We start from the raw sequence: 21,154 nt of genomic DNA, 5'->3' as shown, positions 1-21,154 counted from the left end.
AGCTCAGGCGGCTTCGGAGAGCACCCGGGCGAGCTCGAACAGCCGTTTGCGCTGGTTTTCCGGGATCGCATAATAGGAACGCAGCAGCTCCAACGCCTCACGGTCGGACAGGATGTCGTCCGGCAGCCTGCCGGCGCCATCCAGCGGCTGGCCAGCATCGCCCAGCCCCTCGAAGAAGAAAGCGATGGGCACGCCCAGCGCGCCCGCAATCTCCCACAGCCGCGAGGCAGAGACGCGGTTCATGCCGGTCTCGTACTTCTGGATCTGCTGGAATTTGATGCCGACGGCCTCGGCGAGCTGCTGCTGCGTGGTTCCGCTCAGCCAACGGCAATGCCGGATGCGCTTTCCCACATGAACATCGACAGGGTGCTTCATGGCACGTCCCTTTACCCACACACGCGCCCGCAGGGAGACAGGCCGCAAACGGCCGAAAGGGCGATCTCCTTGCGTCTCTTCGTGAGACCGGTGGCTGCGGAGCGAGCGCTCCACCGGGGCAATGGGGTGATCAGACACGCGTCGGTTGCAAAAGTCATCCTGACCTTTTGGTCAGGTTTGCCAATACGTTAGGGTATATTCTTCAACAATGTGCCGCCTCCGGCGGCCAGTGTCACCAAAGCAGAAACAAAGCGGACGCAGGCGATTCGACCGGTGAGAGATCAGCGCCCCGGCAGGCCACCGAGGAAGCCGACGACCGACTCCACCACCGACGGGGCGATGGGCAAGCTCGGGTCCGCATAGGTTGCAAGGCCGGCCTCGCGGCCCTCGTCCGTGGCCAGCTTCAGCACATGGGTCACTCCGGGCAACAGGGCGAGCGTCGCGTCCGGTGCGGCCTCGGCGAGTGCCCGCGCGTCCGCCTCGCTCACCTGAATGTCGCGCTGGCCCTGGAGCACGAGCACCGGCACCTCTGTCCCGGCAGCAAGAGCAGCCGGATCGTAGGAGAATTCATCGATCAGGAAGCCCTGCACCGGCGCGGCGAAGAGGCCCTGCAGCGCCGGATGCATCCCGGAGGTATCGACCCGCTCGCCCTGCTCCAGCGCCGCAAGGGCGGCGTCGGCATCGTCCAGCACCGGCGCATTGGCCGGGTTGGCTTGGAGCTGCTCGTGAATGATGTCGCCCATCGGCCGACCCGGCGCGCTGGCGAGGATCAACCCACAGGCGTCGGGCAGCCGCGAGATAGCGGCCAGCGCGACCAGCCCGCCTTCACTGTGGCCGAACGGGACGACGCAGCGCGTGCCGCCTTCCACCGGCAGCCGGGCGCGGATCGCCTCGGCCCAAGAGAGCAGGTCGTCGCCATAAGCGCCGATGGTCACGTCATTGGCATCGGGCACGGCGGCGGCGGAGCCGAACATGCCGCGCTTGTCGATGCGCACCGAAGGGTAGCCCCGTGCGGCCAGTGCCTCGGCTAACAGAGCGTAGGAATTCGCCGCAACGCCCAGCGGGGAATTGCCATCCCGGTTCGTCGGGCCAGAGCCGGGCACGATGAGCACCACCGGCGTCTCGTCGGCCAGCGCGGCGGCGCCCTCCGGCAGCGTCAGCGTGCCGGCCAGCGGCCCCTCCGGCCCGGCGGCGGTGATCTCTTCCTGCATGGCCTCTCCCTGGCTCCCCTGTGCGGCCGCCTGCAGCGCAGACAGGCCGATCATCAGCGTGGCAGCGAGTGCAGCGCGGCGCATGGCAGACTCCCCTTACGACAGATCGAGCGCGAGCGCGTGGATGCGGCCCATCAGGTCTGGGCCCAGGGCGCTGTGCACCGCCCGATGGCGCGCGACTCGGCTGAGGGGGGCAAACTCGGGGGCGCTCATCACCACGCGCCAATGGCTCTCGCCCGACCCGTCGTCGCCGGCATGGCCGGCGTGATGGGCGCTTTCATTGACCACCTGCAGCTCTTCGGGGTGGAACGCCTCACGCAGGCGGGTCTCGATCTCTTCTGCCACTGCCATTTTTTACCCAGCTCCTTCCATCTGCCGTCCAAGCGGGTACACTCTCGCCTCCGAGTCGGAAAGGAGCCCATAAATGCCCAAGGCTGACCCTTTCGGTTTCGACATGTCCGTGTCGGCTTCGAAGAAGAAGAACCCGCGTGGCCGCCGAGGCATGTCGGGCGCATCAGAGACCTCCACCCGCCAGTGCGACCATCCCGGCTGCGAGGAGGCGGGCAAGTTCCGCGCGCCCAAGAGCCCGGATTCGCTGGATGATTACTGGTGGTTCTGCAAGGACCACGTGCGCGAGTACAACCTGAAGTGGAACTTCTTCGAAGGCACCACCGAGCAGGAATTCCAGGATCAGATGGGCGAGGATCGCGTCTGGGAGCGCAACACCCGTCCCTTCACGAAGGAAGAGCAGCGGGCCTGGGCACGCCTAGGCGTTGACGACCCGCACCAGGTGCTGGGGCAGAATGCCACGCGCAACCCGGGCAAGGCCGTGACCGGCCAGCGCCGCCTGCCGCCGACAGAGCGCAAGGCCGTCGAGATCCTCGAGGTGAAGGACCACGCGACGCGCGCCGAGATCCGCAAGGCCTACAAGGCGCTCATCAAGGTGCTGCACCCCGATATGAACGGCGGCGACCGCAGCCAGGAAGAGCAGCTGGGCGAGGTCGTCTGGGCCTGGGATCAGCTGAAGACCAGCCGCAACTTCCGCGACGAATAAAGGTCGGGGCTACGGCCCCGGCTGCCAGTTGAAGATCGTCGCCCGCTCGCGGCGCCAGACGATCATCGAGCGGTGGAGCCGCGCGAAGGCCACAAGCCAGATGACCGCGAGCAGCGGCGCGCTGGCCAGAACGGTGCCAAGCGCGAAGGGGCCGAACATCGTGCCATAGAGCGGCAGCGCCATCGTGCCGCCGAGCAGCCCGGCCAGAAACGTGGCGATCAGCACGCCCCAGACGAAGCGCACCAGCCCGAGCGGGCCTTCGTGCCCATAGTGCCCCCTCACAGCCCAAAGCGCCGCCGCGGCACCGACGCCGCCGGCCAGCACCATCCAGCCACCATAGAGCGGCGAGAGCGGCATGCCGCCGTTCAGCCGCACGCCTCCCCGCAGCGCCACGGTGGCGCCGACGGCGGCCACGGTGGCCAGCGCCAGCACCACGCGCTGCTCACCGCCCCGCTCGGGGGTCAGCAGCCAGCGCAGGCCGCGCATGGAATTTGTCCGTTGGTCGTCATGCCCCCCTGTCGCGCGGCAGGATGGCAAGGATATGGCGCGGCTGTGCCCAGTTGCGGGAGACAGCCGAACGGGCCTGCGAGCGGTCAGTCCAGCGCCGGCGCGCGCCGCGAAAGGATCGGGCTGTCAGGCGACGGCCCGGCGGAAAGGCCAAGCTCCGCCCCTGCCGGCCAGAGGTCGCCCGGCAGTTGCAGCACGATCTCGCCGCCCGGGCCAATGGCCCCGAGGGGCTGTGCCTCGCCCGCCGGCGGCAGCAGCCAGAGCCAGTAGCGCTCAGACCCCGCCTCGCCCGCCGGCCCGGCGAGCCCGACCGTCAGCCGCCCGTCGGTGACCTCTGCGCTCAGCTCCGGTGCCGCCGCCACCACGGCCGGTGCCGCGCTCTCAGCCGCGATCTCCGCCTCGTCGCCCGGCACGAGGCCCAGCCGCACGGCGCCCACCAGCACCAGCGCGGCAATCGCGCCGCCCGAGATGGCGGGCACGATGCCGAGGCGGCGCCAGAGCGGCTGGCGATCTTCGGGGAAGAGCCCCCCGATCAGCCGGGCGCGCAGCTCAGGCTCGGGCGCAACCGCGGGGATATCCTCGGCGAAGAGCGCGAAATGCATGGCCCAGGCCTCTTCTTCTGCCGCCAGCTCGGGCATCACCGCCGCGGCCTCACGATAGGCCTGCGCCTCTTCGGGCGAGAGCAGGCCCAGCGCCTGCTCGCCGGCCAGCAGTGGGTGATCGGCCAGCTCGGCCGGCCCGTCGGCCTCGTCATCGCGCAGGAGGATCAGGTTGTCGCGCAGCCAGTTGCGCACGCCGGCAATATGCATGCCATGCACCCGGGCCAGCGCCGGATAGGCAGCGCCATAGACCCAGGCCTGCCGGATAGCGCTGAGCGCATCCTCATCCAGGCTTTCGGCTGCCGGGTTGGCGGCGAGATAGGCGGCGGGCTCCGGCAGCTCGGGGATTTTCTCCGGCGGCGTCTGCCGCGCCCGGGCCGCCCGGTGCAGATGCCGCACCATCCAGGCCCGGCCTTCCTGCCGCGTGGCCGGCACCATCGCGGCATCGGCGCGGATAGCCGCCAGCGCCTCTTCCAGCGCCTCGCCCGCCTCGGGCCCCGAGCCCAGCATCTCGCGGGCCAGTCCGTAAAGCGGCGGGCCGGCCTCGGCCAGCAGCTGCGCCTGCGCGTCTCTGTCGCCCGCCTCTACCCGGCCCATCAGCTCTGCCAGTGCCTGTGCCGCCATCTGCCACCCCTTCCCGCCCCGAATTTCGCCCGGCGAACGCGAAATTTCGCCCTGCGCACGCGATGATGGCGGACCCGGCTCAAAAGGCAAGCGAAGCGCTGTTTCGTGAGGTTTCCAGCCCCTGCTGCGCTTGCACCCGGCAGGCGCCTGTTGCACTAGAGGCGGGACCTGACAGACAGGAGGGAATGGAATGGCCGAGCGTGACGTCGACAGCAAGATGACGCCCACCGAGGAGCTTTCGGTGCGTGAAGTCTTCGGCATCGACACCGACATGAAGGTGCATGGCTTCGCCGAGGGCTCCGACCGGGTGCCCGCCATCGATTCCACCTACAAGTTCGACCCCGACACCACGCTCGCCATCCTCGCCGGCTTCAGCCACAACCGCCGCGTGATGATCCAGGGCTACCACGGCACGGGCAAGTCGACCCATATCGAGCAGGTCGCCGCCCGCCTCAACTGGCCGACAGTGCGCGTCAACCTCGACAGCCACATCTCCCGGATCGACCTGATCGGGAAGGACGCGATCAAGCTGCGCGACGGCAAGCAGGTGACGGAATTCCACGAGGGCATCCTGCCCTGGGCGCTGCGCAACCCCGTCGCCATCGTCTTCGACGAATACGACGCCGGCCGCGCCGACGTGATGTTCGTCATCCAGCGGGTGCTGGAGCATGACGGCAAGCTGACGCTGCTCGACCAGAACGAGATCATCACGCCGAACAAGTACTTCCGCCTCTTCGCCACGGCGAACACGGTGGGCCTCGGCGACACGACCGGCCTCTACCACGGCACCCAGCAGATCAACCAGGCGCAGATGGACCGCTGGTCCCTCGTCGCCACGCTCAACTACCTCAGCCACGATGCGGAAGCCGCGATCGTTCTGGCGAAGTGCCCGCATTACAACACGGCGCAGGGCCGCGAGCAGATCAACCAGATGGTGACAGTCGCCGACCTGACCCGCACCGCCTTCATGAACGGCGACCTCTCCACGGTGATGTCGCCGCGCACGGTGATCAACTGGGCGCAGAACGCCGAAATTTTCCGCAACATCGGCTACGCCTTCCGCCTGTCGTTCCTCAACAAGTGCGACGAGCTGGAGCGGCAGACGGTTGCCGAGTTCTACCAGCGCTGCTTCGACGACGAGCTGCCGGAGAGCGCCGTGAGCATGGCGGCGGGCTGAAGGCCGCACCGAAGCGACATGCAGGAAGGGCGCCGGGGACGGCGCCCTTTTTCTTTTGCGCTGGGAATGAGCGGAGCGGCGAGGCGAACCTCGCCAGTCCCCAAGCCCCTCCCCAGCCCCTTCATCGCTGCGAGCGAGCGCCAGCCAATCTGGTGGGTCCGCGACGATGACGGAGCGCCCTCTTCTTTGTGAACGCCCGCACATGGCGAAGACGGCATAGTCCCTGCCAAGGTCGAAACCGGGTGCGGCGCACCTGGCTGCGTCCCGGCCCTGTCACGTTTCCAGTTTTCGCTTTTGCGAGGTTTCGATGTACCTGACCCGCCGCGCCGCCTGCCTGGGCCTGACGTCACTCGCCGCCTGCGGCCCGCGCGGCATCCCCCAGAGCCTGCCCAGCCGCGTGCCACTGCCCGGGCCCGTGCGCCCGCCTCGCTTCGGCGACCGCGACCCGATCACAAGCTGGAGCGGCGGGCCTGCCCCCTCGACCTACCCCGTCCACGGCATCGACGCGGCGAGGTACCAGGGACCAATCGAATGGCGCGCCGCGGCCGCAGCCGGCGTGAACTTCGCCTTCCTCAAGGCCACCGAAGGCGGTGACCGCGTCGCCGAGCACTTCCCTGAGAATTTCGCGGGCGCCGCGGCGGCGGGTGTGCCGGTCGGGGGCTATCACTTCTACTACTTCTGCCGCAGCCCCGAGGATCAGGCGCGCTGGTTCATTCGGAACGTCCCGCGCATCCCCGGCGCCCTGCCCCCCGTTCTCGATCTCGAATGGAACCCCTTCTCGCCGACCTGCACCACGCGCCCGCCCCAGGCAGAACTGCGGCGCGTGGTGGAGACGTGGCTGGCGATCGTCTCGCAGCATTATCAGCAGCGCCCAATCGTCTATGTGCCGCTCGAATTCTGGCGCGACAGGGACGTGAGCCGCCTGCCGGCAGAGTACTGGCTGCGCAGCGTGGCGCGGCACCCCGATGAGGCATTCCCCAACGGCTTCTGGACGTTCTGGCAATACTCGGCGACCGGCCAGGTACCGGGGGTGACCGGTGATTGCGACCTCAATGTCTTCGGCGGCAGCGAAAACCTCTGGCGCCGCTGGCTCGCCGCCAGGCGCCACGCCTGAACAGGGGCGGACTGCGCGGGTTACGCTCGCGCGCCCCGCGATCCGCCTCAGCCTTCTAGCACGTCCCGCCAGGAATGCTTGGGATCGAAGCCCACCAGCTTCTTTGCCTTGGCGTTCGAATAGAAGGTCTCGTGCTCCCCCATCTCGCCCTTCATAGGCACGCCCTGATAGAAGCGCTCCATGATCTCCGCCGTCGAGATCCCCACCGAGGCGTCATCGTTCGAGACGTTGAACACCTCGTAGCCGAGCCCATCCGTTGCGAGGCAGCAGTTCACCATCTCGCCCAGATCGCGCGCGTCGATATAGGCGAAGATGTTGCGGCGGCGGATTGAGGGGTCCTCTATGTAGGCCGGAAAGTTCTCTGCATATTCATGGGGTTCAATCACGTTGTTGATGCGAAGCCCGTAGATATCCGCCCCCGTCCGCGCCTGGAAGCTGCGCGCCGTGACCTCGTTGGCCACTTTCGACATTGCGTAGGAATCCTCGGGCACTGTGGGGTGTTCTTCATCCACCGGCACGTAGTCCGGCTTGCGCTCGCCTTGCGCGAAGCACACCCCGTACGTGGTCTCGGAAGAGGCGAAAATCACCTTGCGGATGCCCAGCCGCGTCGCCGCCTCGATCACGTTGTAGGTCGCGAGCACATTGACCCGGTAGGTCTCGCTGTCCGGCACAAGCAGGATCCGGGGAATGGCGGCGAAATGCACGACGGCATCGTAGCGCGGCACGCCGGGCGCGTCGTCGAGATCGGCGAAGCTCGCGGCCTGCGCCATTGAGGAATAGACCTGCCCCGCATCGGTGAGATCGACCTTTAGGTTGTTCACCCCATCAAGCTCCAGCGGCACCAGATCGGCATTCGTCACCTCGTGCCCCGCTGCCATCAGCTGCGGAATGGCATGCTTGCCCGCCTTGCCCGCTCCGCCCGTGAAATAAACCCGCATCGCTCTCTCCCTCTTGCTGCAAAGACCCTCGCCCAACGCGCCGGGGGCCTCAAGAGGTTCCACCAGGATTCGTAACTTATACAGTTACACACTCTTGCGCCGGCGCCATATCACGCACTATGTGAAGTTACGAAACCTGCCTCCAAAGGATCCTCCCATGCCCAGCCCCGCCCCCGCCGACGTGCTCATCATCGGCGGCTCCTATGCCGGCCTCTCCGCCGGACTGCAGCTCCTCCGCCCCGGCCGCCGCGTCACGATCGTCGATGCCGGCCAGCGGCGGAACCGCTTCGCCGCCCATGCCCACAACCTCATCGGCTTCGATGGCGTCCCGCCAGAGGAGATCGCCGCCCGCGCCCGCGCCGATGTCATGGCCTATCCCACGCTCACCTGGGTGGACGGGCTGGCCGAGAGCGTTAGCCGCGGCCCCGAGGGCTTCACCGCGACCCTCGCCGATGGCAGCCGCCAGTCCGGCGCGCAGCTCATCCTCGCCACCGGCGTGGCCGACGAGCTGCCGGGCACGCCCGGCCTTGCGCCGCTCTGGGGCAGCCATGTCTTTCACTGCCCCTATTGCCACGGCACCGAGCTCGGCGGTCGGCGCGCGGCGGTGCTGGCGAGCGCGCCCGTCTCCCGCCACCAGGCACAGATGGTGCGCGACTGGGGGCCCGTCACCTATCTGACGAACGGCGCAGATCGGCTCGACGAGGCCGCCCGCACCGATTTCGCCGCCCGCGACATCGCCATTGAACCCGCTCCTGTAACCTCCGTCGCGCCAGCGGGCACCGATATCGAGATCCGCCTCGCCGATGGCCGCGCCCTCACCTTCGCCGGCCTCTTCATCGCCCCCGCCCAGCGGCCCGCCTCGCCCATCGCCGCTCAGCTCGGCTGCGCCACCGAAGAGACGCCCTTCGGCAGCGGCATTCGCACCGGCCCGATGCAGGAGACCTCGGTGCCCGGCGTCTTCGCCTGCGGCGATCTTGCCGCCGGCCCGCAATCCCTCGCCGCCGCCATCGGCCGCGGCCAGATGGCCGGCGCCGCCGCCCACCGCGCCCTCCTCTTCCCCTAAGCCCATCTTCGACTGCCAAATATCCTCGGGGGGGGCTGCCGACGGCAGCGGGGGGCAGACAGCCCCCCTCCAACACCGGCCACCCCGCCCACCCCATGGACGAAGCCGCCCCGCCCTGTCACAATGGCCGCACAGGCAATATAACGAGAACATGAGCGGTATGCCCGACGACCTCCTCTCCGGGGCCGAGCCCGGCACTTACGATGCCTCCTCCATCGAAGTCCTCGAAGGGCTCGAGCCGGTCCGCAAGCGGCCGGGGATGTATATCGGCGGCACCGACGAGCGGGCCCTGCACCACCTCGTCGCCGAGGTGCTCGACAACTCGATGGACGAGGCCGTCGCCGGCCATGCCAACCGCATCGAGGTCGAGCTGCAGGCCGACGGCTCGGTCATGATCCGCGACAACGGCCGCGGCATGCCGTTCGATCCGCACCCAAAGTTCCCCGGCAAGTCGGCGCTGGAGGTGATCCTCTGCACGCTGCACGCGGGCGGCAAGTTCTCCGGCAAGAGCTACGAGACCTCGGGGGGCCTGCATGGCGTCGGCGCCTCGGTCGTCAACGCCCTCTCCGACCGGATGGTCGTGCAGGTGGCGCGCGACCGCAAACTGGTGGAGCAGCGCTTCGCCCGCGGCATCCCCCTCGGCCCGGTGGAAGAGATCGGCGCCGCGCCCAACCGCCGCGGCACCACCACCACCTTCCACCCCGATGCCGAGATCTTCGGCCATCACCAGTTCAAGCCCGCCCGTCTGCACGCCATGGTGCGCTCGAAGGCCTACCTCTTCTCGGGCGTCGAGATCCGCTGGAAGAGCGAGATCGACGATGGCGAGACCCCGACCGAGGCCGTCTTCCACTTCCCCGGCGGCCTCGCCGATTACCTCGGCGAGACGCTCGGCACCTCGACCACCTATTCCGAAAAGCCCTTCGCCGGCACCGTGGAGTTCCGCGAGAAGTTCGGCGAGCCCGGCAAGGTGGAATGGGCCATCAACTGGACGCCCAGCCGCGACGGCTTCATCCAGAGCTATTGCAACACCGTGCCCACGCCCGAGGGCGGCACGCATGAGGCGGGCTTCTGGGCGGCGATCCTGAAGGGCATTCGCGGCTATGGCGAGCTGGTCAACAACAAGAAGGCCAGCCAGATCACCCGCGAGGATCTCACCTCCGGCGCCTGCGCCGTCGTCTCCTGCTTCATTCGCGAGCCGGCCTTCGTCGGCCAGACGAAGGACCGCCTCTCCACCGAGAGCGCGCAGAAGATGACCGAAGGCGCGGTGCGCGACCATTTCGACAACTGGCTCGCCAGCGACACGCGCTCGGCCAATGCCATCCTCGATTTCCTCGTGCTGCGCGCCGAAGAGCGCCTGCGCCGCCGGCAGGAGAAGGAAACCGCCCGCAAGAGTGCCACCAAGAAGCTGCGCCTGCCGGGCAAGCTGGTCGATTGCTCCAATTCCGCCCGCGAGGGCACCGAGCTCTTCATCGTCGAAGGCGACAGCGCCGGCGGCTCGGGCAAGGCCGCCCGCAACCGCAAGACGCAAGCCATGCTGCCGCTCAGGGGCAAGATCCTCAACGTGCTCGGCGCCGCCTCCTCCAAGCTCAGCTCCAACCAGGAGATCAAGGATCTCACCGACGCGCTCGGCACCGGCATGGGCACCCGCTTCAACCTCGACGATCTGCGTTACGAGAAGGTCATCATCATGACCGACGCCGATGTCGACGGCGCCCATATCGCCTCGCTTCTGATGACGTTCTTCTTCACCCAGATGCGCCCTTTGATCGACGCCGGCCACCTCTTCCTCGCCTGCCCGCCGCTCTACCGGCTCACGCAGGGCGCCAAGCGCGTCTATTGCGCCAGCGAGGCCGAGCGCGACGCCTGGCTGGCCAAGGGCCTTGGCGGCAAGGGCAAGATCGACACCTCCCGCTTCAAGGGCCTCGGCGAGATGGACGCCAAGGACCTCAAGGAGACCACGATGGACCCCGCGACGCGCCGGCTGATCAAGGTCTCCCTGGTGGACGATTTCGCCGGGGAGACGGCGGACCTGGTGGAACGCCTGATGGGCAAGAAGCCGGAGCTGCGCTTCCAGTATATTCAGGAGAACGCGCGGTTCGTGGAAGAGCTGGATTTGTGAACGGCATAGCGACCGGGTTGAATTAGGGAGGATGAGCGTGACCCAATATATCCAACTGCCGGTCAGCATCGAGACTATCGAAAATGGTCGAAAGCGCTTCACCTTCCCAAACCTTGATGGAAGCAAAATCGTTATTGAAACGAAAGAACATGCTGCCTTTACAAAAACGAGGATAGGTGACCCGCCGTCCATCAATGACCAACACCCTGAGACGCCTCGGCAGAGAACGTTTGAGAGAATCGTAAGACTTCTGGCGGAACTGACTAACGGAGCTGCCCCCTACCGTTTTCTGACGCTCGACGGAGAGTTGTGGCGCATGGAGACATCGGCAACTCAATGGGCTTTGGACGCCGGTCACTTTAAGGCAATTGGAAAAGCAGACGACCCAAGCTTCGCTTTGAAGCCAATCTGATCCGATGCGGTCACCAATGCGCCCCCTCCTCCCCGTCCTCCTCCTCCTCCTCACCGCCTGCGCCCGCCCCCTCACCCCGGACGAGACCACCTTCGCGCGGGCCTTCCTCGGCCCCGATTTCACCACCGAGACAGTCCGCCTCCGCGGTGATCTCGCCGAGGATCCGCCACGGTCCATCCCCGTGCGGCCCCGGACGACCTGTCAGGAGCGGATGTATCCGCAGCCCGCCAGCGCCACGATCGAGGTGGTCACCGGGGCGGTGACGGCGTTCCAGACCGTCTACTTCCGGCCCGGGCGCTATTCGGAGGATTATCTGGAAGGGCTCGGCGGCGAGATCATTTCGCTGCCCGCCGCCATGCTCTTCGCCCACGAGATGGTGCATGTCTGGCAATGGCAGAACCGCGCCACCACGGGCTATCACCCGCTGAAGGCCGCCTTCGAGCATGTGCAGAGCCGCGACCCCTATCTCTTCGATCCCGAGACCGAGGTCGATTTCCTCGATTACGGCTGGGAGCAGCAGGGGCGGGTCTATGAGGAATACCTCTGCTGCCGCGTCCTCGCGCCCGAGGCGGATCGCACGGAGCGGCTGCACGAGGTGCTGTCGAAATATTTCGACCTGCCGCCCCGCGACATCGCCCTCGCCCGCAACGTCTGGCTGCCGGCGGGCGGGGACGATCTGGAGGGGATCTGCGACTAGGGCGCCGGCTACTCGGCCGCCGGCTCCTGCAGCCGCTGCAGATAATTCGTCACCGCCAGCAGCGCGGCCGGCACCGGCGTGGCGGTGCCGTCGGCATTCTCTACGAGGATGGTCTCCCCCAGGTCGCCCGCGCCGAATTCCGGCATGACGGCGCCATAATGGCTGCCGCGGGTGTAGCCGTCGATGAAGCTCATCACCTCATCGCGCGGGAAGGTGCCGCCGTTGCGGGCGCTCAGCGTGGTTAGATCCGGCGGCGCGGTGGGCAGGCCGGCGGCGGCGGGGCCGTTGCCGCGCGCCTCGGGCCCATGGCAGGCGGCGCAATTGGCGGCGTAGAACGCGGCGCCGTCGACTTCTTCGGGCTCACTCATGCAGCCGGCGAGGGCCAGCGGCAGCGCGAGGGCGGTCAGGTGATATGCTCTCATCCCCAGGGTCTCCTTTTGTGCAGAGAGTGTCACGCCGGCGTGAGACTGTCGACCGGCAGGGTGTCGCGGCGGGCTGTGCCGGCGGGTGCCTGCCCGGCCCTGCGCCCTACCCCTCCACCACCTGCCCGCCATCCAGCCGCAGCCGACGGTCCATCCGGGCGGCGAGGTCGAGGTTGTGCGTGGCGATCAGCGCGGCGAGGCCGGTGCCGCGCACCAGGCTCATCAGGGCGGCGAACACCCGATCGGAGGTTTCGGGGTCGAGATTTCCCGTGGGCTCGTCGGCCAGCATCAGGCGCGGGGAATTGGCCAGCGCCCGGCAGAAGGCCACACGCTGCTGCTCGCCGCCGGAGAGGGCGGCGGGGCGGTGGTGACCGCGATCCTCCAGCCCGACCTCGGCGAGCAGCGAGGCGGCCCGCGCATCCGCCTCGGCCCGCGGCACGCCATTGGCGAGCTGGGGCAGCACGATGTTCTCGGAGGCGGTGAACTCCGGCAGCAGATGGTGGAACTGGTAGACGAAGCCCACCTCCTGCCGCCGCACCACTGTGCGCTTGCGGTCGGAGAGCTGGGTCATGTCGCGCCCGCCGATCTCCATCCGCCCGGCATCGGCCACGTCGAGCAGGCCGGCGATATGCAGCAGCGTCGATTTGCCGGCGCCCGAGGGGGCGACGAGGGCGACGATCTCGCCCGGCTGTACGGTCAGGTCGATGCCGCGCAGCACCTCGACGGGTTTGGCGGCATCGCCATAGGTCTTGGTGATGCCCTGCAGCATGAGGGCGGCGGGCTGGTCACTCATAGCGCAGCGCCTCCACCGGGTTCATCCGCGCCGCACGGCGGGCGGGAAAGAGGGTGATCACCCACGACAGGAACAGCGCCAGCGACACGGCAGAGGCGACATCGCCCCATTCCAGCTTGGCCGGCAGCGCGTAGATGCCGCGGATCGACGGGTCCCACACGCCGCCGCCGGAGAGGTAGTTCACGGCAGAGAAGATCGGGTCGATCCAGATGGCGAAGGCGCAGCCGAGCACCACGCCGAGCGCCGTGCCGATGGTGCCGATCGAGGCGCCGCAGATGAAGAAGATGCGCAGGATCGAGCCCTGGCTCAGCCCCATGGTACGCAGGATACCGATGTCGCGGCCCTTGTTCTTCACCAGCATGATCAGGCCCGAGATGATGTTGAGCGAGGCGATGAGCACGAGGATCGAGAGGATGACGAACATGACGTTATCCTCCACCGTCAGCGCCCGCAGGAACGAGCCCGAACTGTCCTTCCATGTCCAGACCATGGCGCGCGGGCCGGCGGCCTCGATCAGGGCAGGCACGAGGGCTTCGATATTGTCGGGGTCTTCAACCATGACCTCGATTTCGTCGGCCACGCCATCGCGGTTGAAGAACAGCTGCGCCTCGTCCAGCGGCATGTACACGCGCGTGCGGTCGATGTCGTAGCGGCCAGCGGTGAAGATATAGGTGGCATCATAGGCCGAAGCGCGGGGGCTGGTGCCGAAGGCGGTGCGCGCGCCGCTGGGCGAGATGATGCGGATGCGGTCGCCCAGGAAGGCGCCAAGCTCACGCGCGACGCCCGAGCCGATGGCGATGCCGTTCGGGAAATCGCTGAGCGAGCCTTGCGAATCTTCGGGGTTGGCGACGCGGGGGATGTTCGCCAGATCCTCGGCCCGGATGCCGAAGACCTCGACGCCCGCATTGGCATTGCGCAGATTGGCCATCACCTGGGCGCGCACGAGCGGGGCGGCACTGATGACCCCCGGCACCGCCTCCAGCCGCGCGGCCATATCCTCGTAATCCTCAATGACGCGCGAGGTGTTGCCCAGATCGTCGACCTCGATCTGCTGGTAGATCGTGGCATGGGCGTTGGCGCCAAGGATGGTGTCGACGAATTCCGCCCGGAAGCCGGCGCGGACGGAGAGCGTGGCGATCAGCGCCGCGACCGAGAGCATGACGCCGAGCAGCGAGATCCATGTCATGATCGACACGCCGCCCTCGGCACGGCGGGCGCGCAGATAGCGCCAGGCGATCAGAAATTCGAAGCCCGCGAAGGGGCGTGGGGACGTGGCCAAGACCTGCTCCTTTTTGCCGGCGGACCATGCGGGGGCGCGGGCACGCGGTCAAGCGATGGCAAGTCACGGAGCGGTGCGGCGGCTCAGGGTGGCGGCGGGGCGCCGGTAAGCCGGCAGATCGCTGCCGAGGCATGGGCGAGCGGCGCGCGCGGGCCGAACATGCGCACGGATGCCAGCGCCCCCTCAACGATGAGGAACAGCGCTTCGGCGGCGGCCTCGGGCTCTGCCAGACCTTCGGCCCGGGCGCGGGCATTCAGGCTGGCAAGCAGCCGCTCCTTGGCGGCGGCGGCCGCAGCATGGGCGGGATGGTCGGGGTCGGAGAATTCGGCCGCCGCCGTCTGGAAGCTGCAGCCCATGGCCCAGTCGCGCCGAGCGCGGCGGATGGCCGAGAGCGCCCAGTCGGTGAGCGGGCGGGGCCCGTCCTGCGGTGCGGCAGCTTCAGTGAGCGTAGCCTCTGCGCGCTCGATCCAGGCGATGATGAGAGCGTTCTTGGCCGAGAAATGCTTGTAGAACGTGGCCTTGGCTACGCCCGCCTCGGCGATCACCCGGTCGATCCCGACGGCACGGTAGCCGTGCTGGTAGAACAGAAAGCCCGCCGCGCAGAGGATGCGCTCGCGCTGGCTGGCGGCAGAGCGCCCCTCGGCGGCGCCGCTGCGCCTGAGCAGAATGTCACTGGTCACCCGACCCCTCCTCACAGTTCGATCCTCGCCGCGTCTCATACTGCGAGAGAGGCAGGCACGGGGGAGTATTCGCGTAAAATGGCTGAGATGGGGTGAACAGGGCCCGAGAGCCCGCCGTCACATCCGGGCGAAGATATCCGCCAGCCGCGCCTGCTCGTCGGCAAAGCCATAGGGCGCATTGAGCAGGATCAGCCCCGAGCCCGTCATCCGGTGGCCCGGCTTGGGCGGGCGGAGGGGCACCTCGAAGCGCACCGCGCCGTCCAGCTCGGACAGCGCTTCGACCATCGGTTCATGCAGGCCGGCGGCGAGCACGGGATACCAGAGGATCTTCACGCCCACCGGCCAGTGCTTGTGCAGCGTTTTGACCAGCGCGGTCATCGCCGCGTAATCCTCCTTCACCTCGTAGGAGGGATCGATGAGCACGAGGCCCCTGCCCGGCTCCGGCGGCAGCAGGCGCTTCGCCATGGCGGCACCGTCTTCCTTGCTCACCTCGGCCCAGTCGCTCGCCAGCTCTTGCAGCGCAGCATGCTCCTGCGGGTGCAGCTCGGCCAGGTACAGCCGGTCGCTGTCCCGCGCAAAGTGCTTCGCGATCAGCGGTGAGCCCGGGTAGGCCGTCGGCCCATACGCCTCACGCGTCGCCTCCAGCGCCTCCAGAAACGGATGCCCCTCCGGCAACAGAGGCTCGGCCAGCGCGATGCCCGCCGCCGCCTCGCCCGTCTTCAGGGCCTGCACGCCGGCGAGGTCATAGAGGCCCCTGCCCGCATGTGTTTCCACATAGGTCAGCGGCTTGTCCTTGGCGGTGAGGTACGCCAGCACCCAGGCGAGGACGGCGTGCTTGTGCACATCGCCCCCGTTGCCGGCGTGATAGCCGTGCTGATAGCTCAGCATCAGCTGGCCTTTCTCATCCCCATGACCTTGGCGCGGGCGCGCGGGTCATTGTCGAACAGGCTGGCGAGCTGTTCGGTCATCGCGCCGGCCAGCTGCTCAACATCGGTGATCGTCACCGCCCGCTCGTAATAGCGTGTCACGTCATGGCCGATGCCGATCGCGATGAGCTCCACGGCCTTCTTCTTCTCGACCATGGCGATGACGTCGCGCAGGTGCTTCTCGAGGTAGTTGGCCGGGTTCACCGAGAGAGTGCTGTCGTCCACCGGCGCACCGTCGGAGATGACCATCAGGATTTTGCGCTGCTCGGGCCGGTTCACCAGCCGCTTGTGCGCCCATTCCAGCGCCTCGCCGTCGATGTTCTCCTTCAGGAGGCCCTCTTTCATCATGATGCCGAGGTTCTCGCGCACCCGGCGCCACGGCGCATCTGCGCGCTTGTAGACGATGTGGCGGAGGTCATTCAGCCGCCCCGGCAGCGGCGGCCGGCCGGCATTGCGCCAGCCCTCGCCCGCCTGCCCGCCCTTCCAGGCGCGGGTGGTGAAGCCGAGGATCTCCACCTTCACCTGGCAGCGCTCCAGCGTGCGGGCGAGCACGTCGGCGCAGATGGCGGCGATGGAGATGGGGCGCCCCCGCATCGAGCCGGAATTGTCGAGGAGCAGCGTCACCACGGTGTCGCGGAACTCGGTGTCCTTCTCGCGCTTGAAGCTGAGCGGCGTCGTGGGGTTGGCGACCACGCGGGCAAGGCGCCCGGCGTCGAGCGTGCCCTCCTCGAGGTCGAACTCCCAACTCCGGTTCTGCTGGGCCTGAAGGCGGCGCATCAGCTTGTTGGCGAGGCGGCTGACAGCACCCTTCAGCGGGTCGAGCTGCTGGTCGAGATAGGCACGCAGGCGCTCGCGCTCGGCCGGCTCGGCGAGGTCTTCGGCCGCGATCTCCTCGTCGAAGGAGGAATCGTAGACCTTGTAGTCGGGATCGGCCTCGGAATGCGGCGCGGGGGGCGGAGGCTCGACGGGCGCTTCGCCCTCGGGGACCATCTCCTCCTGCATCTCCTCGGCGTCGCCGCCTTCCTGCTCCATCGAGGCCTGGGCTTCGCCCTCTTCCTCCTGCTCCTGATCGGAGCTCTCGGGGGTGGCATCCTCGACATCGCCGCCGGAGTTCTGATCCTCGTCGCCATCGTCCAGCTCGGGCTCGTCCTCCGCCTCGTCGTCGGACATTTCGTCCTCGAGGTCGGGGTCGTCGCCCAGCTGGTCGCCGTAGCCGAGGTCGGAAATGAGATCGCGCGCCAGCTTGGCGAAGGCCTGCTGGTCGTGGAGCAGATCGTCGATCTGATCGAGCCGGTCGCCGCAGCTTTCCTCCAAGTGGCCGCGCCAGAGGTCGAGCACGTTGTCGGCGCCGGCGGGCAGCTTGCGGCCCGTGGCGAGCTGGCGGACGAGGTAGCCGGCGGCGGCGGCCAGCGGGGCCTGCGCCGCATCGCGCACCTGATCGTAGCCCTTGCGGCGGGCCTCGTTGCCAATCTTGGCGTCGATGTTCTTGGCGGTGCCGGGCATGTAGCGCGCGCCCAGCGCCTCGACCCGGGCCGTCTCCATCGCGTCGTAGAGATCGCGGGCCATCTGGCCCTGCGGCAGGTAGCGGTTGGCGACACTGGCGTCATGCAACCGGTGGCGCAAAGCCAGCGCATCGGCAGTGCCGCGGGCGAGCAGCACCTCTTCGGCCGTCATGCGGCGCGAGATTTGCGGCAGACGGATGGAATCGTTGCCGCCCCCCGGCGGATCGACCGAAAAGGAGACGGCGAGATCGGGATCGTCTGCCATCACCTTGGTGGCTTCGGCCAGCGCCTTCTTGAAGGGATCGGCCGGGTTGTCGCTGGGCTTTTTCATGGGGTCTCATAAAGCACCGGCGGGCCGTGGCGGCAAGCCGGGTTAGCGCTCGCGGGCGCTCACCTTGGGCGCAGGCCCGCCCTATTTTCGCCCTTTGCCATGGCGAGGCTCGCGCCCATGATGCATGCCGCCACCCGCCCCCGCGTTGCGCTCTATGTCGATGGCGAGAACATCTCGCCGTCCCACGCCTCCGCTCTGCTTGAGGTCGCGGGCCGCCGCGGCCGGCTGCAGAGCGCCCGCGCCTATGGTGACGCGGCGCAATTGCCGGGCTGGCAGAAGGCGCCGGGCTACAGCCTGGTCCATGTCGCCCCCGGCCCCTGCGCCACCGATCTTCGCCTGAGCATCGATATGGTGCGCGCCGCCGCCGAAGACCGGTGGGACATCGCCTGCCTCGCCAGCTCCGACAGCGACTTCGCCCCGCTGGCGCTGGAGCTGCGCGACATAGGCAAAGAGGTGATCGGTCTTGGCGAGGCCAAGGCCTCCAAGCGGCTGCGGGCAGCCTGTACGGAATTTCTGGAGATTGCGGAGGCGGAGGCGCTCTCGCCGGTCGACGCAAGCATTCATGCCCTGCTCGTCACAGATCCGAAGGGGCAACTCAGCGTGCAGGCTTTGGGCATACGCCTGCCCCGCGAACGGGGAATACGGCTGGCGAACGTGAAGGAGGCGAGCTGGACGAGCTATGTCAGCGCCCGCCCCGATCTCTACCGCGTCGACAAGAGCGGCCCCATTCCAATGGTGCGCGCCCGCTGAGGGCCGGGCTCAGGCCGCGCTCGCCTCTCGCCCGTCGGCACCGCGCGAATCGTAGGCGAGGCGTGCGGCCTCGATCCGGTCGGCATTGGTGGCCGTCCAGCTGGCGAGCGCCTGCACCGGGCAGAGCAGCTCCTGCCCCAGATCGGTCAGCTGGTATTCCACCATCGGCGGGGTCACCGGCGTGACAGTCCGTCGCACGAACCCGTCGCGCTCAAGATTGCGCAGCGTGGAGGAAAGCATCTTCTGGCTGATGTCGCCGATCTCGCGGCGGAGGGCGTTGAAGCGCTTCGTCTCGCCATCGAGGGCGCGGATGACGAGGATCACCCACTTGTCGCCGACGCGGCTGAGCAAGGCACTGATACGTAAGCAGGTTTCCTGCGGGTGACCATCTTCCATCGGGGTGCCTTCCTTTCCAAAGAGTGCCTTCTTGCGGGAAAACTCGCGCTCCCCGATATGCAGGTAGTAACGAATCGAAACTACTCCAAGGAGGGACCCATGTCCAAACCTCGTATCGCCCTGATCCTCTCCACCACCCGCGAGACGCGCTTCGCCGACAAGCCGGCCGCGTGGATCAAGGAAGTGGCCGATGCCCGCGACGACCTGACGCTCGAAATCGTCGATCTCCGCGACTTCGACCTGCCGTTCTTCGCCGCCCCGGCTTCCGACCTGTGGATGCCGGCGACCGACCCCAAGGTCATCGCCTGGCAGGAAAAGCTGGCCGAATACGACGGCTATGTCTTCCTCACTGCCGAGTACAACCACTCGATCCCCGGTGAGCTGAAGAACGCGCTCGACCAGGCCTACATGCCCTTCGTGCGCAAGCCGATGGCCGCCTTCGGCTATGGCTCGATCGGTGGCGCCCGCGCTGTCGAGCACCTGCGCGGCATCGCAGTCGAACTGCAGATGGTGCCCGTCCGCGGCGGCGTGAACCTCGGCGCGTCGGACTTCTTCAAGGTCCACCCGCTGGGCGGCAACGGCCCGATGAGCGATGTCGACGAGGTGCTGCGCCCCTCCGCCACCGCGATGTTCGACGATCTGGTCTGGTGGGCCAACGCGCTGACGCCGGCGCGCGCCGCGTCCTAAGCTAAGCACTGGACGCCGGGGACAACCCGGTATCACGAGACTGGCAGGGCGCTGGCGCAGGCTGGCGCCCTGCTCTATTTAGCCTGGCATGTTCACGAACCTCCTCCGCCGGCTGACAGAGCCGGAGCCGGGCCGTCTGCCAGAGCCAGACGAGCAGCTGGCGCTCGCCGGCCTTCTGGTGCGCATCGCCCGCACCGATGGCGATTATGCCGAGACCGAGATCGCGCAGATCGACGCGCTGCTCGCCCGGCGCTACGGCCTCTCGCCCTTCGAGGTCACGCGCCTGCGCAGTGACGCCGAAGCGCTGGAGGCCGAGGCGCCAGACACGGTGCGCTTCACCCGCGCCATCAAGGATGCGGTGCCGCTGGATGAGCGCGAGGCGATCATCGAGGCGGCCTGGGCCGTGGCGCTGGCTGACGGGCAGCGCGATACCGACGAGAACCAGCTGATGCGGCTGGTGGCGCGGATGCTGGGGATCGACGACACGGCCTCGAACCGGATTCGCAAGGGGCTGGAAGACAGCGCCTGATGGCGACGTGCGGGGGCCAGCCCCCGCACCCCCGAGGTATTTCTGGCCAGATGAAGGAGGCGCCGGGAGCATGATTGCGGCCTTGCCGATGTATCTGCGGGCGGAGAATGCCGGGGCGCATAGGGTGCTCTGGGAACTTATCCGCGACGGGCTCAGGGCGCGCGGAATTTCGGCGCCGGACGAGCTGGACACAGAGACGGGCCATGTTGAGGGCTGGGGGCGGGAGGATCTGGTGCTCAGCCAGATCTGCAACCTGCCGTACCGGGCGGTCTTCAAAGGCCGGGTGACGCTGATCGGCGCCGGTGACTACGGGCTGCCGGGTTGCGCGCCGGGGGAATACTACTCACATTTCATTGTGCCGAAGGACGACCCAGCCGAAAGCCCCGAGGACGCCGCGGCCTATCCGCTCGCCTATAACGACGGGCTCAGCCAGTCGGGCTGGGGGGCGGCGCAGCTTTGGGCCGGGGCGCGGGGCTTCCACTTTCCCACCGGCGAGGAGACCGGCTCGCATGCCGCCTCGCTGGCGCGCGTGGCGGAGGGCGCGGCGCGGCTTGCGACGATCGACGCGGTCACATGGGCGAACCTCAGCCGCTGGGCGCCCGAGCAGACGGCGCGCGTGAAGATCATCGGGCGCACCGATGCCAGCCCGGGGCTAAGCTTCGTCACCCGCGCGGGGCAAGACCCGGCCCCCTATCGGGAGGCGATTGCCGGCGCCATCGCCGCCCTGCCCCGCCAGGAGGCAGAGGTGCTTGGCCTGAAGGGAATCGTGCCCTTCCCGGAAAGCGCCTACGACCTGCCTCTTCCGCCCAAGCCAGAGGCATCTGCCATCTGATCGGGCATTTGCGCAGCGTTCCTTGCTGCGACTTATTGCCATGGCAGGCGAAATAGGCTGCACTGCCCGGCAACGAGGGCCTCAAGGGCCGAAAAGCCGGGATGACTTTAGGCGTGCATGACGACACTCAGCCGAGC

General features: G+C 67.9%; 24 protein-coding genes. 11 read left to right on the top strand and 13 right to left on the bottom strand.

The window, feature by feature from the left end; translation table 11 throughout:
• Positions 1–3: 3 nt before the first annotated feature.
• The 3 genes from ACXN5S_RS09340 to ACXN5S_RS09330 all read right to left on the bottom strand — a co-directional run bounded on the left by ACXN5S_RS09340 (position 4) and on the right by ACXN5S_RS09330 (position 1,937).
• Complete coding sequence (locus tag ACXN5S_RS09340; RefSeq protein WP_458605150.1) at positions 4–375, bottom strand: helix-turn-helix domain-containing protein; 372 nt, start codon at positions 373–375, stop codon at positions 4–6.
• A 281-nt stretch (positions 376–656) separates the two neighbouring features.
• Positions 657–1,670: an alpha/beta hydrolase gene (locus ACXN5S_RS09335; protein ID WP_458605149.1), complete on the bottom strand. Its 1,014-nt coding sequence runs from the start codon at positions 1,668–1,670 to the stop codon at positions 657–659.
• Between the two features lie 12 nt (positions 1,671–1,682).
• Positions 1,683–1,937: a BolA family protein gene (locus tag ACXN5S_RS09330; protein ID WP_458605148.1), complete on the bottom strand. Its 255-nt coding sequence runs from the start codon at positions 1,935–1,937 to the stop codon at positions 1,683–1,685.
• A gap of 73 nt (positions 1,938–2,010) precedes the next feature.
• Between ACXN5S_RS09330 and ACXN5S_RS09325 the strand changes: the two genes are divergently transcribed.
• A complete protein-coding gene (locus tag ACXN5S_RS09325) occupies positions 2,011–2,640 on the top strand; it encodes a J domain-containing protein (protein ID WP_458605147.1) in 630 nt (209 codons plus the stop codon).
• 9 nt (positions 2,641–2,649) lie between these two features.
• Here ACXN5S_RS09325 and ACXN5S_RS09320 read toward each other — a convergent pair whose 3' ends face one another.
• Both ACXN5S_RS09320 and ACXN5S_RS09315 read right to left on the bottom strand, forming a co-directional pair.
• The gene (locus tag ACXN5S_RS09320) at positions 2,650–3,126 is read right to left on the bottom strand and encodes a hypothetical protein (RefSeq protein WP_458605146.1); all 477 of its coding nucleotides are present in this window, start codon (positions 3,124–3,126) and stop codon (positions 2,650–2,652) included.
• Positions 3,127–3,233: 107 nt separating this feature from the next.
• Positions 3,234–4,370: a hypothetical protein gene (locus tag ACXN5S_RS09315; protein ID WP_458605145.1), complete on the bottom strand. Its 1,137-nt coding sequence runs from the start codon at positions 4,368–4,370 to the stop codon at positions 3,234–3,236.
• A gap of 190 nt (positions 4,371–4,560) precedes the next feature.
• Between ACXN5S_RS09315 and cobS the strand changes: the two genes are divergently transcribed.
• Both cobS and ACXN5S_RS09305 read left to right on the top strand, forming a co-directional pair.
• On the top strand, positions 4,561–5,547 hold the full coding sequence (cobS, locus tag ACXN5S_RS09310; RefSeq protein WP_458605144.1) for a cobaltochelatase subunit CobS: 987 nt from the start codon (positions 4,561–4,563) through the stop codon (positions 5,545–5,547).
• A gap of 307 nt (positions 5,548–5,854) precedes the next feature.
• Complete coding sequence (locus ACXN5S_RS09305) at positions 5,855–6,661, top strand: GH25 family lysozyme (protein WP_458605143.1); 807 nt, start codon at positions 5,855–5,857, stop codon at positions 6,659–6,661.
• 47 nt (positions 6,662–6,708) lie between these two features.
• Here ACXN5S_RS09305 and ACXN5S_RS09300 read toward each other — a convergent pair whose 3' ends face one another.
• Positions 6,709–7,599 carry an NAD-dependent epimerase/dehydratase family protein gene (locus tag ACXN5S_RS09300; RefSeq protein ID WP_458605142.1) on the bottom strand — a complete coding sequence of 297 codons (891 nt, stop codon included), beginning with the start codon at positions 7,597–7,599 and terminating at the stop codon, positions 6,709–6,711.
• Positions 7,600–7,756: 157 nt separating this feature from the next.
• On the opposite strand from ACXN5S_RS09300, the gene ACXN5S_RS09295 reads away from it, so the two are divergent.
• The 4 genes from ACXN5S_RS09295 to ACXN5S_RS09280 all read left to right on the top strand — a co-directional run bounded on the left by ACXN5S_RS09295 (position 7,757) and on the right by ACXN5S_RS09280 (position 11,890).
• Positions 7,757–8,662 (top strand): NAD(P)/FAD-dependent oxidoreductase, encoded by a 906-nt coding sequence (locus ACXN5S_RS09295; protein ID WP_458605141.1) that lies wholly within the window; start codon positions 7,757–7,759, stop codon positions 8,660–8,662.
• 160 nt (positions 8,663–8,822) lie between these two features.
• Positions 8,823–10,781 (top strand): DNA topoisomerase IV subunit B, encoded by a 1,959-nt coding sequence (gene parE, locus ACXN5S_RS09290; protein WP_458605171.1) that lies wholly within the window; start codon positions 8,823–8,825, stop codon positions 10,779–10,781.
• A gap of 37 nt (positions 10,782–10,818) precedes the next feature.
• A complete protein-coding gene (locus ACXN5S_RS09285) occupies positions 10,819–11,193 on the top strand; it encodes a hypothetical protein (protein ID WP_458605140.1) in 375 nt (124 codons plus the stop codon).
• Between the two features lie 16 nt (positions 11,194–11,209).
• Positions 11,210–11,890, top strand: coding sequence for a hypothetical protein (locus tag ACXN5S_RS09280; protein ID WP_458605139.1), 681 nt, complete (start codon positions 11,210–11,212; stop codon positions 11,888–11,890).
• Positions 11,891–11,898: 8 nt separating this feature from the next.
• Here the strand turns inward: ACXN5S_RS09280 and ACXN5S_RS09275 are convergent, their stop codons facing one another.
• The 6 genes from ACXN5S_RS09275 to cobT form a co-directional block, all read right to left on the bottom strand.
• Positions 11,899–12,312 carry a c-type cytochrome gene (locus ACXN5S_RS09275; protein ID WP_458605138.1) on the bottom strand — a complete coding sequence of 138 codons (414 nt, stop codon included), beginning with the start codon at positions 12,310–12,312 and terminating at the stop codon, positions 11,899–11,901.
• A gap of 106 nt (positions 12,313–12,418) precedes the next feature.
• The gene (locus tag ACXN5S_RS09270) at positions 12,419–13,105 is read right to left on the bottom strand and encodes an ABC transporter ATP-binding protein (RefSeq protein ID WP_458605137.1); all 687 of its coding nucleotides are present in this window, start codon (positions 13,103–13,105) and stop codon (positions 12,419–12,421) included.
• Complete coding sequence (locus ACXN5S_RS09265) at positions 13,098–14,384, bottom strand: lipoprotein-releasing ABC transporter permease subunit (protein ID WP_458605136.1); 1,287 nt, start codon at positions 14,382–14,384, stop codon at positions 13,098–13,100. Before ACXN5S_RS09265 ends, ACXN5S_RS09270 begins: the two co-directional genes overlap by 8 nt.
• An 83-nt stretch (positions 14,385–14,467) precedes the next feature.
• A complete protein-coding gene (locus ACXN5S_RS09260; protein WP_458605135.1) occupies positions 14,468–15,064 on the bottom strand; it encodes a TetR/AcrR family transcriptional regulator in 597 nt (198 codons plus the stop codon).
• Between the two features lie 117 nt (positions 15,065–15,181).
• Positions 15,182–15,952: a 23S rRNA (adenine(2030)-N(6))-methyltransferase RlmJ gene (rlmJ, locus tag ACXN5S_RS09255; RefSeq protein ID WP_458605134.1), complete on the bottom strand. Its 771-nt coding sequence runs from the start codon at positions 15,950–15,952 to the stop codon at positions 15,182–15,184.
• Positions 15,952–17,823, bottom strand: a complete 1,872-nt coding sequence (cobT, locus tag ACXN5S_RS09250; protein WP_458605133.1) for a cobaltochelatase subunit CobT — start codon at positions 17,821–17,823, stop codon at positions 15,952–15,954. The genes rlmJ and cobT overlap by 1 nt, the downstream gene beginning before the upstream one ends.
• A gap of 117 nt (positions 17,824–17,940) precedes the next feature.
• On the opposite strand from cobT, the gene ACXN5S_RS09245 reads away from it, so the two are divergent.
• Positions 17,941–18,573: an NYN domain-containing protein gene (locus ACXN5S_RS09245; protein ID WP_458605132.1), complete on the top strand. Its 633-nt coding sequence runs from the start codon at positions 17,941–17,943 to the stop codon at positions 18,571–18,573.
• Between the two features lie 9 nt (positions 18,574–18,582).
• Here ACXN5S_RS09245 and ACXN5S_RS09240 read toward each other — a convergent pair whose 3' ends face one another.
• Positions 18,583–18,969: a winged helix-turn-helix transcriptional regulator gene (locus ACXN5S_RS09240; protein ID WP_458605131.1), complete on the bottom strand. Its 387-nt coding sequence runs from the start codon at positions 18,967–18,969 to the stop codon at positions 18,583–18,585.
• A gap of 99 nt (positions 18,970–19,068) precedes the next feature.
• Here ACXN5S_RS09240 and ACXN5S_RS09235 point away from each other — a divergent pair, with 99 nt between their 5' ends.
• From ACXN5S_RS09235 to ACXN5S_RS09225, 3 genes are all read left to right on the top strand, one after another.
• Entirely contained in the window at positions 19,069–19,656 is a 588-nt protein-coding gene (locus ACXN5S_RS09235) for an NADPH-dependent FMN reductase (RefSeq protein WP_458605130.1), read from the top strand.
• 88 nt (positions 19,657–19,744) lie between these two features.
• On the top strand, positions 19,745–20,185 hold the full coding sequence (locus tag ACXN5S_RS09230) for a tellurite resistance TerB family protein (protein ID WP_458605129.1): 441 nt from the start codon (positions 19,745–19,747) through the stop codon (positions 20,183–20,185).
• A gap of 70 nt (positions 20,186–20,255) precedes the next feature.
• Positions 20,256–21,017 (top strand): phosphate/phosphite/phosphonate ABC transporter substrate-binding protein, encoded by a 762-nt coding sequence (locus ACXN5S_RS09225; protein WP_458605128.1) that lies wholly within the window; start codon positions 20,256–20,258, stop codon positions 21,015–21,017.
• Positions 21,018–21,154: the final 137 nt, after the last annotated feature.

Source organism: Pseudoroseicyclus sp. H15, from assembly GCF_054353345.1.
Note: the sequence above shows the minus strand (reverse complement) of the source record. Positions and strands in the feature narration are given on the sequence as shown.

What these genes read in the sequence shown, in the direction of transcription:
- ACXN5S_RS09225 (WP_458605128.1), top strand. Translation starts at nt 20,256, where the DNA reads ATGATTGCGGCCTTGCCGATGTATCTGCGGGCGGAGAATGCCGGGGCG.
- ACXN5S_RS09325 (WP_458605147.1), top strand. Translation starts at nt 2,011, where the DNA reads ATGCCCAAGGCTGACCCTTTCGGTTTCGACATGTCCGTGTCGGCTTCG.
- ACXN5S_RS09270 (WP_458605137.1), bottom strand. Translation starts at nt 13,105, where the DNA reads ATGAGTGACCAGCCCGCCGCCCTCATGCTGCAGGGCATCACCAAGACC.
- ACXN5S_RS09315 (WP_458605145.1), bottom strand. Translation starts at nt 4,370, where the DNA reads ATGGCGGCACAGGCACTGGCAGAGCTGATGGGCCGGGTAGAGGCGGGC.
- cobT (WP_458605133.1), bottom strand. Translation starts at nt 17,823, where the DNA reads ATGAAAAAGCCCAGCGACAACCCGGCCGATCCCTTCAAGAAGGCGCTG.
- rlmJ (WP_458605134.1), bottom strand. Translation starts at nt 15,952, where the DNA reads ATGCTGAGCTATCAGCACGGCTATCACGCCGGCAACGGGGGCGATGTG.
- ACXN5S_RS09320 (WP_458605146.1), bottom strand. Translation starts at nt 3,126, where the DNA reads ATGCGCGGCCTGCGCTGGCTGCTGACCCCCGAGCGGGGCGGTGAGCAG.
- ACXN5S_RS09335 (WP_458605149.1), bottom strand. Translation starts at nt 1,670, where the DNA reads ATGCGCCGCGCTGCACTCGCTGCCACGCTGATGATCGGCCTGTCTGCG.
- ACXN5S_RS09340 (WP_458605150.1), bottom strand. Translation starts at nt 375, where the DNA reads ATGAAGCACCCTGTCGATGTTCATGTGGGAAAGCGCATCCGGCATTGC.
- ACXN5S_RS09305 (WP_458605143.1), top strand. Translation starts at nt 5,855, where the DNA reads ATGTACCTGACCCGCCGCGCCGCCTGCCTGGGCCTGACGTCACTCGCC.
- ACXN5S_RS09230 (WP_458605129.1), top strand. Translation starts at nt 19,745, where the DNA reads ATGTTCACGAACCTCCTCCGCCGGCTGACAGAGCCGGAGCCGGGCCGT.
- ACXN5S_RS09240 (WP_458605131.1), bottom strand. Translation starts at nt 18,969, where the DNA reads ATGGAAGATGGTCACCCGCAGGAAACCTGCTTACGTATCAGTGCCTTG.
- ACXN5S_RS09295 (WP_458605141.1), top strand. Translation starts at nt 7,757, where the DNA reads ATGCCCAGCCCCGCCCCCGCCGACGTGCTCATCATCGGCGGCTCCTAT.
- cobS (WP_458605144.1), top strand. Translation starts at nt 4,561, where the DNA reads ATGGCCGAGCGTGACGTCGACAGCAAGATGACGCCCACCGAGGAGCTT.
- ACXN5S_RS09275 (WP_458605138.1), bottom strand. Translation starts at nt 12,312, where the DNA reads ATGAGAGCATATCACCTGACCGCCCTCGCGCTGCCGCTGGCCCTCGCC.
- ACXN5S_RS09330 (WP_458605148.1), bottom strand. Translation starts at nt 1,937, where the DNA reads ATGGCAGTGGCAGAAGAGATCGAGACCCGCCTGCGTGAGGCGTTCCAC.
- parE (WP_458605171.1), top strand. Translation starts at nt 8,823, where the DNA reads ATGCCCGACGACCTCCTCTCCGGGGCCGAGCCCGGCACTTACGATGCC.
- ACXN5S_RS09280 (WP_458605139.1), top strand. Translation starts at nt 11,210, where the DNA reads ATGCGCCCCCTCCTCCCCGTCCTCCTCCTCCTCCTCACCGCCTGCGCC.
- ACXN5S_RS09245 (WP_458605132.1), top strand. Translation starts at nt 17,941, where the DNA reads ATGATGCATGCCGCCACCCGCCCCCGCGTTGCGCTCTATGTCGATGGC.
- ACXN5S_RS09300 (WP_458605142.1), bottom strand. Translation starts at nt 7,599, where the DNA reads ATGCGGGTTTATTTCACGGGCGGAGCGGGCAAGGCGGGCAAGCATGCC.
- ACXN5S_RS09235 (WP_458605130.1), top strand. Translation starts at nt 19,069, where the DNA reads ATGTCCAAACCTCGTATCGCCCTGATCCTCTCCACCACCCGCGAGACG.